General features: G+C 67.6%; 9 protein-coding genes. 2 read left to right on the forward strand and 7 right to left on the reverse strand.

Annotated elements, in window-relative coordinates; translation table 11 throughout:
* From ACFFJD_RS16175 to rplJ, 7 genes are all read right to left on the reverse strand, one after another.
* Positions 1-1104: an MCE family protein gene (locus ACFFJD_RS16175; protein ID WP_382366022.1), complete on the reverse strand. Its 1104-nt coding sequence runs from the start codon at positions 1102-1104 to the stop codon at positions 1-3.
* Entirely contained in the window at positions 1101-2420 is a 1320-nt protein-coding gene (locus ACFFJD_RS16180; protein ID WP_382366024.1) for an MCE family protein, read from the reverse strand. Before ACFFJD_RS16180 ends, ACFFJD_RS16175 begins: the two co-directional genes overlap by 4 nt.
* A 7-nt stretch (positions 2421-2427) precedes the next feature.
* Positions 2428-3300 carry an MlaE family ABC transporter permease gene (locus ACFFJD_RS16185; RefSeq protein WP_382366026.1) on the reverse strand — a complete coding sequence of 291 codons (873 nt, stop codon included), beginning with the start codon at positions 3298-3300 and terminating at the stop codon, positions 2428-2430.
* 2 nt (positions 3301-3302) lie between these two features.
* Positions 3303-4109 (reverse strand): MlaE family ABC transporter permease, encoded by an 807-nt coding sequence (locus tag ACFFJD_RS16190; RefSeq protein WP_382366028.1) that lies wholly within the window; start codon positions 4107-4109, stop codon positions 3303-3305.
* Positions 4106-5350 carry an ABC transporter ATP-binding protein gene (locus tag ACFFJD_RS16195; RefSeq protein ID WP_382366030.1) on the reverse strand — a complete coding sequence of 415 codons (1245 nt, stop codon included), beginning with the start codon at positions 5348-5350 and terminating at the stop codon, positions 4106-4108. The genes ACFFJD_RS16190 and ACFFJD_RS16195 overlap by 4 nt, the downstream gene beginning before the upstream one ends.
* Before the next feature lie 415 nt (positions 5351-5765).
* Positions 5766-6155 carry a 50S ribosomal protein L7/L12 gene (gene rplL / locus ACFFJD_RS16200; protein ID WP_382366032.1) on the reverse strand — a complete coding sequence of 130 codons (390 nt, stop codon included), beginning with the start codon at positions 6153-6155 and terminating at the stop codon, positions 5766-5768.
* A 99-nt stretch (positions 6156-6254) separates the two neighbouring features.
* Complete coding sequence (gene rplJ / locus ACFFJD_RS16205; RefSeq protein ID WP_246992194.1) at positions 6255-6779, reverse strand: 50S ribosomal protein L10; 525 nt, start codon at positions 6777-6779, stop codon at positions 6255-6257.
* Between the two features lie 295 nt (positions 6780-7074).
* Here rplJ and ACFFJD_RS16210 point away from each other — a divergent pair, with 295 nt between their 5' ends.
* Entirely contained in the window at positions 7075-8295 is a 1221-nt protein-coding gene (locus ACFFJD_RS16210) for a glycoside hydrolase family 76 protein (RefSeq protein WP_382366035.1), read from the forward strand.
* An 83-nt stretch (positions 8296-8378) separates the two neighbouring features.
* Positions 8379-10409: a CocE/NonD family hydrolase gene (locus tag ACFFJD_RS16215; RefSeq protein ID WP_382366037.1), complete on the forward strand. Its 2031-nt coding sequence runs from the start codon at positions 8379-8381 to the stop codon at positions 10407-10409.
* Positions 10410-10742: the final 333 nt, after the last annotated feature.

The raw sequence follows: 10742 nt of genomic DNA on the forward strand, positions 1-10742 counted from the left end.
TCAGCCCCCGACCTTGCCGTCGGCCCAGCAGCGCGTGGCGGCGCTGGTGTACAGCACGTGATTGATGTCGGGCAGCGGTACCAGCGGCTGCGTGAGCAGTGTCGACTTGCCGTTGCCGGCCACGACGTCGATACCGCACAGGTAGAACTGGAACCAGGAGCCGAAGGTGGCCGAACGGCCCAGCTTCTCCAGCTTGACCGGCAGGTTGGTGAGCGCCTTGGACACGTCCGCCTCCCGCGCGTTGATGGTGTCGGCCACCTGCTTCAGGCCCGACAGGGAGGCCTGGATCGACGGCCGGGTCTGGCTGAGCACCGAGCCGGTCAGCGAGGTGAGGTTGCTGACCGAGGTGATCGCCGAGCCCACCGATCCGCGTTGCGCGGCCAGGCCCACCACCAGCTTCTCGGTGTTGGTGAGCAACGCCGTGAACTGATCGTCGTTCTTGTTCACCGTCTCCAGGACCTTGGTGAGATTGGTGATCATGTCGCCGATCACCTGGTCCTTGTCGGCGATCGTGTTGGTCAGGTCCGCGGTCTGCTGGATCAGCGAACCGATGGTGGCGCCCATGTCGACGCCGTCACCGTTCTGGAAGACGTTGATGACCGTCTCGGCGAGCTTGTTCATGTCCTCCGGGGTGATCTGCTTGAACAGCGGACGGAAGCCGTTGAACAGTTCGGTGAGGTTCACCGCCGGATGGGTGTTGGACTTGCGGCGATCGGGGTCGTAACCGAAGGTGTGTCCGGGTCCGGCGAGGTCGGCCGCGTCGCCGGGGCCCTTCTCCAGGGCCACGTACCGCAGACCGGCGAGGTTGCGGTAGCGGATGAAGATCTGCGTGCTCTTGGGCAGCGAATCGCGGTCGACGTTGAAGGAGACCTGCGCCATGTTGCGGTCGACGATCCCCACCGACTCCACCTGACCCACGCGCACGCCGGCGATCCGGACGTCGTCGCCCGGGTTCAGCATGGCGGCGTCGGCGAAGACGGCCTTGTAGCTGGACTTGCCGGAGGCGCCGGCGTTGGCGATCAGCAGTGCCAGGACCGTGGTCGCCAGCACCGTCACCACGGCGAACACGATCAGTTTGATGAGCGGAGCCCACATGCCTCTCACTTGATCGTCACCTCCGCCTCACCGAGCGCTCCCGCGCCCATGTAGGTGACCCACACGGGTACGTCCGCGGGATCCTGGCCGCTGTCGGCGCCGTAGATCATCTTCATCTGGTTCTTCTGGTCCTCAGCCATCCCGGTACCGGCCGGCGCGGTGCCGAACTGCGGCTGCGGCAGGTCAGGCCAGGTCTTGGGACCGGCGTTGCGCGAGGGCGGCTGGTAGGAGCCGTCGGGCACGCTGCCACCCGGGTACTGCGGGAACGGCCGGCCGTTGGTGGGCGGGTCGTAGCAGCGGGCGGGCGGATCGGTCCACCACATCCGCGGTTCGTCCTGGTTGGGCAGGTAACGACCGCGCGGATTCACGAACTGCAGGTTCACCCGCACACCCGGATTCTTGGTGCCCTTGCCGACGATCGGCCCCACCTTGGGGACGATGGTGGCGAAGTTGTTGAACGTGCAGGCGAAGACCGGCGACTGCCGTGCCAACTGCACCAGCGCCGTCTCCGAGTCGACGAACAGGTCGATCAGGTCCTTGCGGTTGGCCTTGAGGAACTCGGTGGTGTCCACCGCGGCCACCGACAGCGTCGAGATCACGGTGCGCAGGTCGCCCTGGCGTTCCACGATCGTCTTGTTGGTCACCCGGAAGGTGTCGAGCGCGTCGATCACCACCGGCAGCGCCTCGGAGTAGGTGTCGGCGAACGACGCCAGGCCCTCGAGGGTGCCCTGCAGCTCCGGCATGTTCGCGTTCAACTCGCCGAAGATGTCGTTGAGCTGGGCGATGGTGGTCTTGAGTTGACCGCCGCGCCCGGCCAGCGCCGCGTTGACCGAGGTCAGTGTCGCGTTCAGGTCCTCCGGCGGAACGGCCTCGAGGATGGGCAGCAGCGCGTCGAACAGGTCCTCGACCTCCGGGGCGTTGCCCTTCGGGTCGATGTAGATGGTCCCGCCGTCGGCGAGCGTGCCGCCGGAACGCTTCTCCGGGATCTGGATGGCCACGTAGCGCTCGCCGAAGAGCGTCTTGGGCAGCACCTGGGCGGTGCTGTTGGCGGGCAGTTCGCCGGCCAGCTTCGGATCCAGGTCCAGTTGCACGTCGACGCGGCCGTCCTCGCCCACGTCGACCGACTTGACCGAGCCGACCACCACGCCGCGCGCCTTCACGTCGGCGTGCGCGGCGAGCGCGTTGCCGACGTCGTCGGCCATCAGGTTCACCCGCGTCGTCGAGGTGAACGCGCCCTGGAAGATCAGGATCGAGGTCGCGAGCAGCCCGAGCACGACGATGTAGAACACCAGCCCCAACAGGCGGCGTTTGACGGTTGCACCCACTGTGTCGCTACCCTCCGACCCGGATCGACGTGCTGGTGCCCCAGATGGCGAGGCCGAGGAAGAAGTCGAGCACCGCGATCAGCACGAGCGCTGTGCGCACCGCGTGGCCCACCGCCACACCCACGCCGGCGGGTCCGCCCGACGCGTAGTAGCCGTAGTAGCAGTGCACCAGGATGATCACGAACGCGAAGACCAGGACTTTCGCGAACGACCATAAGACGTCTTCGGGTGGCAGGAACAAGTTGAAGTAGTGGTCGTACGAGCCGGTCGATTGACCGTTGAAGACCGTGTTGATCACCCGGGAGGCCAGATAGGCGGCCATCAGGCCGAGCACGTACAGCGGGATCACCGCCACGAAGCCTGCGATCACGCGGGTGGAGACGAGGAACGGAATCGACGGCACCGCCATCACTTCGAGGGCGTCGATCTCCTCGGAGATCCGCATCGCCCCCAATTGGGCGGTGAACCCGCAGCCGACCGTCGCACTGAGCGCGAGACCACCGACCAGCGGCGCCACTTCACGCGTGTTGACGTAGGCCGAGAGGAAACCGGAGAGCGCCTCCGAACCGATCTGACTCAGCGCGGCGTAGCCCTGCATGCCGACCACGATGCCGGTGAAACCGGACATCAGGATCATCACGCCGACGGTGCCGCCGATGACGGCCATGCCGCCGGCGCCGAAGGCCACCTCGGCGAGGATGCGCATCACTTCGCGCCGGTAGTGGACCACCGTCTTCGGGATCCACGCGAGGGTGCGTCCGTAGAAGGACATCTGCTCGCCGGCACCGTCGAGCAGCTTGGCCGGCTTGGCCAGCTGCTTCTTGGCCTCGTACCGGAGATACTCGGGCCGGCTCTTGGAGATCGTCACACCACGAGTCACGGCTAACCTACCTTCGGCGGGACGATCTGCAGGAACACCGCAGTGATGATCAGATTCGCGAAGAACAGCAGCAGGAAGGTCACCACCACCGACTGGTTCACGGCCTCGCCGACGCCCTTGGGGCCGCCCTTCGGGTTCAAGCCCTTGTAGGCCGCCACCACACCGGCGATGACGCCGAAGATCGCCGCCTTGAAGGTGGAGATGTACAGGTCGGGAAGCTGCGCGAGCGCACCGAACGACGCCAGGTAGGCGCCCGGGGTGCCGCCCTGCACGATCACGTTGAAGAAGTAGCCGCCGGCGATACCGACCACGGCCACCAGGCCGTTGAGCAGCATGGCCACCAGCACCATGGCCAGCACTCGCGGCACCACCAGGCGTTGCACCGGGTTGATGCCGAGCACTTCCATGGCGTCGATCTCTTCGCGGATGGTCCGCGAGCCCAGGTCGGCGGCCACCGCCGACCCGGCGGCCCCGGCCACCAGCAGCGAGGTCACCAGCGGCGATCCCTGCTGCACCACGACGAGCACGCTCGCCGCACCGGTGTACGACTCAGCGCCCAGCTGTTTGATCAGTGAACCGGTCTGCAGCGAGACGATCGCGCCGAACGGGATCGCGATGAGCGCCGTCGGCAGGATCGTGACGCTGGCGATGAACCAGGCCTGCTGAATGAATTCGCGCAGCTGAAACGGGCGCGCGAAAAGCTGGCGGGCGACGTCGACGAAGAGTTGAACGATGTTGCCGGTCTGGGTCAGTGCCCCGTCGCCGGCCTTCGCGATCCTCGACGCGCCACGCTGAGCGACGCTGGTCATCCTCGGGTGCTCGCCTCGCCGTCATCGGTGACCACCGTGATCTCCTCGGTCGCGTCGTCGACCACGATGGTCTCCGTCGGCGTCTCGATGACCTCGGTGGGCGCGTCGATCACTGCCGTCGCGGTGCCCGCGGTGGAGATCTGCTCGGTGGCGCCGCCGTCGTAGGCCGCAAAGCCGTGACCGGACGGGTAGTCGAACTGGTGGTTGGCCATCGCGACGAGCGTCGCGGAGGTGTCCGGGCTCTCCATGGCCCGACGGTCCTCTTCGGCGATCGAGGCGCGGATGGCGGCCTGCGCGTTCGGCGGCAGATCGTTGATGATGTTGAGGACGTTCTGGCGGTGCCGGATCGAGGCCTGGCGCACCGGCATGTCCGGGTTCGGCTGCACCTGCGGAATGATCTCGCTGAAGTCGTCCTTGGTGCCGCCACCGGAGATACCGGCGGCCTGCATCGCGGCCTCGGCCGCGGCGACAGCCTCGTCCTTCTCTTCGGACATGCCGATCGGACCGAATCGGTCACCGGCCAGGAACTGCTTGACGACGGGCTGCTCGGAGGTCAGCAGCACCTCGCGCGGACCGAACATGACCAGTTCCTTGCGGAAGAGCATGCCGATGTTGTCCGGGATGGTCCGGGCGATGTTGATGTTGTGCGTGACGATCAGGATGGTGGCGTCGATCTCGGCGTTGATGTCGATCAACAGCTGCGAGATGTATGCCGTACGCACCGGATCCAGGCCGGAGTCCGGCTCGTCGCAGAGGATGATCTCGGGGTCGAGGACCAGCGCGCGCGCCAGGCCGGCGCGCTTGCGCATACCGCCGGAGATCTCGCCGGGCAGCTTGTCCTCGGCGCCGGACAGACCGACCAGCTCCACCTTGTCCATGACGATGCGGCGGATCTCGTCTTCCTTCTTCTTCGTGTGCTCACGAAGAGGGAAGGCGATGTTGTCGTACAGGCTCATCGAACCGAAGAGCGCGCCGTCCTGGAAGAGGACGCCGAACAGCTTCCGGATCTCGTACAGTTCCTTGGCCGAGCACTGGGTGATGTCCGTGCCGTCGATGACGACCGAACCCTGCTCCGGGTGCAGCAGACCGATCAGCGTCTTCAGGAAGACCGACTTACCGGTACCTGACGGGCCTAGCAGCGCGTTGACCTCACCCGCGGGCAGGGTCAGCGAAACATCGCGCCAGATGTTCTGTGAGCCGAACGACTTGGTCAAGCCCTCGACGGCAACCTCTACTCCCACTGCGTCCCTCCAGACGTCTCACTGGCACCGGAAGAAGTCGTCGCGGCTGTTGCCCCCGACCACCGTGGAGTCCGACCCCACTCGATGCCGCCACTTGTGGCTGCGGTCACTGTAACTCACCAGCGACGACCGACCTTCACGCGATAGTGCTAACGCTTCGATCGGCAAACACCGTTCTTACCAAGCGGTAACTTCCCAGTGCGCTGAGAATACCCAAAGAATCCGTCTCAACCAAGTGAGACGGCGGCTATCCAGAAAGCCGCCGGTGACGGAGCCCACGTAGGCCTTAAGTCCTTACTGGAACAGGGACCGAATACCCGGCTTGGCAGATGCGAGCGAGGCCCGCAGGGAATCCCTGCGGGCCTCGTTCGGCAGATGGCCGTGATGGCCGATAGTCGCCCGAAGGCGACTCATCTCACTTGAGCGAGATGGAGGCGCCGGCCTCTTCCAGCTTGGCCTTGGCAGCCTCGGCGTCTTCCTTGCTGACCTTCTCCAGGAGAGCCTTCGGAGCGCTCTCGACGAGGTCCTTGGCTTCCTTCAGACCCAGGCCCGAGACGACCTCGCGGACGACCTTGATGACCTGGATCTTCTTGTCGCCGGCGCTCTCGAGCACGACGTCGAACTCGTCCTGCTCGGCAGCGGCCTCGGCACCGGCGGCAGCCGGGGCACCGGCAGCAGCGACGGCGACCGGAGCGGCAGCGGTGACCTCGAAGACCTCTTCGAACTTCTTCACGAAATCGCTGAGCTCCAGCAGGGTCAGTTCCTTGAACTGCTCGATGAGCTCGTCAGCGGTGAGCTTCGCCATGATGGCGTCCTTCCTATAAGTCCCGGTAAGGGAGGTCTGCGGTGCAGACCGAGTCGGTGGTGCGGCTGGTTGCCCGGCCGCGATGGGGAGGGGTGAGACCTAGGCGGCCTCGCCCTCCTTCTTCTCCTGCAGAGCCGCGGCGAGACGCGCGACCTGCGAGGCGGGCTGGTTGAACAGCCCGGCGGCCTTAGCCAAGTTGCCCTTCATGGCACCGGCGAGCTTGGCCAGGAGGACCTCACGGGTCTCCAGGTCGGCGATGGCCTCAACTTCGGCGACGGACAGCGCACGGCCGTCCATGTAGCCGCCCTTGATGACCAGGGCCTTGTTGTCCTTGGCGAAGGTCTTGATGGCCTTCGCAGCCACAACCGGCTCACCTTCGATGAAGGCGATCGCGGTCGGACCGACGAACAGCTCGTCGAGCCCCTCCACGCCTGCCTCTGCGGCAGCACGCTTGACGAGGGTGTTCTTGGCGACGGAGTACGTTGCGCCGTCACCGAGCGAGCGGCGGAGTTCACCGATCTGCGGCACGGTCAGACCACGGTATTCCGTGATGACCGCCGCGGTGGAACCCTTGAACTGCTCAGTGATCTCAGCAACTGCTGCGACCTTTTCCTGCGTGGACATACTTCGCCTCCTCTCGTGTCTTTTCCAGACACCCATCGGGTGTCGCGACCCAGAAACCGTCCGCGGAACGAAAGGCGGTCGACGACCCGTGAAAACACGAACGCCCCGTGCAGGAAGCACGGGGCGATGTCCTCCGCGCGGCAAGCCGCGCGGGCGAAGTCTCCTCGTTCATCCTGCGTGGGCCGCCGAGCGAACTCGGGCCTTCGATCGGGATCCCTCCCGACGACCGACGGTCTCTGGTTGAACTCGATGCACCGAAGCGAACTCCGGTGAACCGGGATCTAGGCTAACTGTCATGGCCCAAGATGTCGAATCCCGAGATGTCGAGAACGCCGCGGAAGCCACGGCCCGCGTCGCCGCGGCCCTGGCCGCGCTCCGCGCCCGCCATCTGCGGCCGGTGGCGTACGTCCTGCCCGGCACCCGGATCGGCGTCAGTTCGTGGCCGCCGGCCGGGCGCCTGGGCAGCAAGGCCCGCCTGACCGCGTCCTGGAACTACTGGTGGCAGGCCCACCTGGCGGACGTACTGGTCGACGCGGCCGTCCTCGGCGACCGCCGCGCCGGACGGGAGGCACGCGCGGTGGTCCGCGGTCTGCGCATCCGCAACATCGGCCGCTGGCGCAACGCCTACTACGACGACATGGCCTGGCTGGCGATCGCCCTGGAGCGTGCCCGTCGCCACCTGCCGCGCGCCCGTGGTCTGCGCGGTGGGCTGCGGACGCTCACCGACACGCTGTACGACGCGTGGGACCCGGCCCACGGCGGCGGCATCCCCTGGCGCACCACGGACCTGTTCTTCAACGTCCCGGCGAACGGTCCGGCCGGGATCGTGCTGGCGCGCCGCGACCATGCGGCCCGCGCGGTCGCGACCGCGGACTGGATCCACGAGCACTTCGTCCTCGACAACGGGCTGATCGCCGACGGCTTCTGGGTGGAGCCGGACGGTTCCCGCCGGGCGGTGGACACCCCGTTCACCTATTGCCAGGGCGTCACCCTCGGGCTGGAGCTGGAGTGCTACCGCCGGACCGGGGAGCCGCGCCACCTCGACCGGCTCGACCGCCTGGTCGCCGCGGTGACCCGCGAACAGACCCGCGACGGCGTGCTGATCGGGCACGGCGGGGGCGACGGCGGCCTGTTCAGCGGCATCGCCGCGCGCTACCTGGCGCTGGTGGCGACCGACCTGCCCGGCACCTCCCCCGCCGCCGCGGACCTGCGGGCCCGCGCCGGCGCCGTGGTGCTGGCCAGCGCCGAGGCGGCGTGGCGACACCGCGCGGAGGTGGACGGGCGGCCGCTGTTCGGTCCGGACTGGTCGGTGCCGGCGGTCGTGCCCGACGGCGTCGGCGCGGGCGCGGCCTTCATCGCCGGAGCGGTCCGGTCGTCGTCGACGCCGGAGCGGGATCTGTCGGTGCAGATCTCCGGCGCCATGCTGATGACCGCGGCCGCTTCGGTCACGCTGAGGTCACCCGAGCACACCGAAACGGTGACCCCAATTTCGCATTCGCGAAGTACTAGTGCTTAATAGTCAGTGAGGACCAGTGGGATGGATCACATCCCGACCTACTCCAGTTTCACTCCGCGCGCGGGTGAGAAGGGACGTCACACGTGAGTCTGCAGCTCGATTTCGACGCGGCGGAGGCCTCGGAATACCGAGACGCCGACGGCGGCCACCAGGCCGCCTCCTGGCACGAGTCGGTCTACGGCCGGAAGCCGTACCCGCGCGTGCACATCACCCGCGATGTCACGATCACCATGACCGACGGCACCCACCTGCGCGCCACCGTCATCCGGCCGGCCAACCGTCTCGGCCAGCCCACCAAGACCCCGTTCCCAGCGGTGCTGAACGTGAACCCGTACAACCGGGCGCTGCTGGACGGCTTCGACCATCTGCTGCACGGGCCGGTGATCGGGCGCGCGGTCAAGGCCGCGGCGAGCACCATGACGCACGAGGAGGGTCCGCTGGTCGGACTGTCCCGCCTGACCCGCACCTTCGATCGCGGCCTGTTCGACGTCTTCGGCGTCAACCGCAACCTGGTGCAGTCCGGGTACGTGCAGGTCCTCGTCGACGTGCGCGGCACCGGCGCCTCGCACGGCCGGTGGGAGATCCTCAGTGCCCGCGAGCAGCAGGACTCGGTCGAGGTGATCGACTGGATCTCGAAGCAGCCGTGGTGCGACGGCGCCGTCGGCATGGCCGGCTGGAGCTACTCGGCGATCAACGCCCTGCAGGCCGCCGCGCTGCGCCCGCCCGCCCTGAAGGCGGTCTTCGCCGTCGAAGGCACCGAGGACGTGGTGCGCGACATCTACATCACCGGCGGCATGCCGTCGGCCTTCATCCCGATGTGGCTGGCCCTGGTCAACGCCATGAAGTGGCTGCCCAATCCGGCCACCCTGCTGGCGGACACCGTGCGCGGCCAGCAGTACCGCTGGCTGCGCGACCGGATCGCCAGCCCGGCCACCGAGATGCCGTCGCTGCTGTGGGGTTTCCTCACCGCTCGCGACCACCGCATCTTCGATCACCCCTACTTCGCCGAGCGCGCCCCGGAGATCGGCGACATCGAGGCGGCAACGTTCACCGTGGGCGGCTGGCACGACCTGTTCGGCCGCAGCGCCACCCGCGTGTATCAGCAGCTGGACATGGAGCCCGGCCGCAAGCAGATGCTGGTGGCCAACGGCTACCACCTCGACCCCGGCTGCGACCACGGCGGCGAGCACCAGCCCCCGCAGCTCGACGTCCTCGAGCGCGCCTGGTTCGACCGCTGGCTCAAGGGCATCTCCAACGGCATCGACGACTACGGCCCGGTGACCCTCGAGCAGCAGGGCGGCGACTGGTCGTGCGGCCCGGCGTTCCCGCGCGCCGAGGTGCGCGCGCAGCGTCTGTTCCTCACCGAGGAGCCCTCCGGCACCGCGCCGCACACCCGCCACGACGGCCGTCTGCACACCGCGCCGGCCACGCGGCGGCGTTCGCTGCGGATCACCCCGGATCTGCGTGGCATGAAGTCCCGGGATGCCGCGCAGGTGTTCGCCGGTCTGCCCATCGTCTTCGGCCGTAAGTTCACCGAGGACGCCTCCTACCAGGAGCAGGGCGCACTGAGCTTCACCAGCGCCCCGGTCACCGCGCCCACCCAGATCTCCGGCCAGATGAATCTGCGCCTGAACGTCTCGACCACCGCGCACGAGGGCATCTGGGCGGTCACCATCAACGATGTGGCCCCCGACGGCACGTCCACCGTGCTGAGCAACGGCGCGCTGACTGCGTCGAACCGGGCCCTGGACCCGTCCCGCTCCACCTACGCCGACGGCGGCACCCTGGTCGACGCCGTGCACTACCTGTCCCGCGAACGCCGCCTGCCGGTGCCGCCGGACGAGCCGGTCCGTATCGACGTGGACCTGGTGCCCACCGACGCGGTGCTCAAGACCGGCCACCGCCTCCGCGTGGACGTGTACGCGGCCAGCCTGCCGCGCTACCTGACCATCGTGCCGGACCTGATCAAGGCTCGCGGCCGGCGTCAGCAGTTGGTGCTGGACCCGAACAAGCCCAGCTACCTGACCTTCCTCAGCGACGGCGAGCTCGGCGTGGACCCGGTGCCCACCACCTCCCAGCTGCGCCCGATGGGCAAGCTCTCGGCGGTCGACTGATCCGGTCGGCCGCGGCGCGAGGTTCCGCGGTTGGATATGGGTGGCGCGAAGATCTGTAACCCGGCGTTGGCACGCGTCTGGACCGGCGAATGCAGCTATAACCGGCTGCGCCGAGAGACCGCAGCATTGACCGCTTCGCGCCACGTGTTATGTTCCGCATTCTTTGCGTCCAGACTTTCCCGATTGGCTTCTAACCAGCTGCGCGCTGCCCTATTGAGCGTTGGTACACCCACGGGAGGGTGAGTCCCCTGGAGTGGTGGGGTTTGGTGGCTCGCTGAGGGCGGTGGACACGCCGGAGAGCTTGGTGTCGCCGTTGGGGTGGGCCATCGCGTG

The sequence above is a fragment of the Gordonia phosphorivorans genome, from assembly GCF_042432625.1.
Classification (GTDB): Bacteria; Actinomycetota; Actinomycetes; order Mycobacteriales; family Mycobacteriaceae; genus Gordonia; species Gordonia phosphorivorans.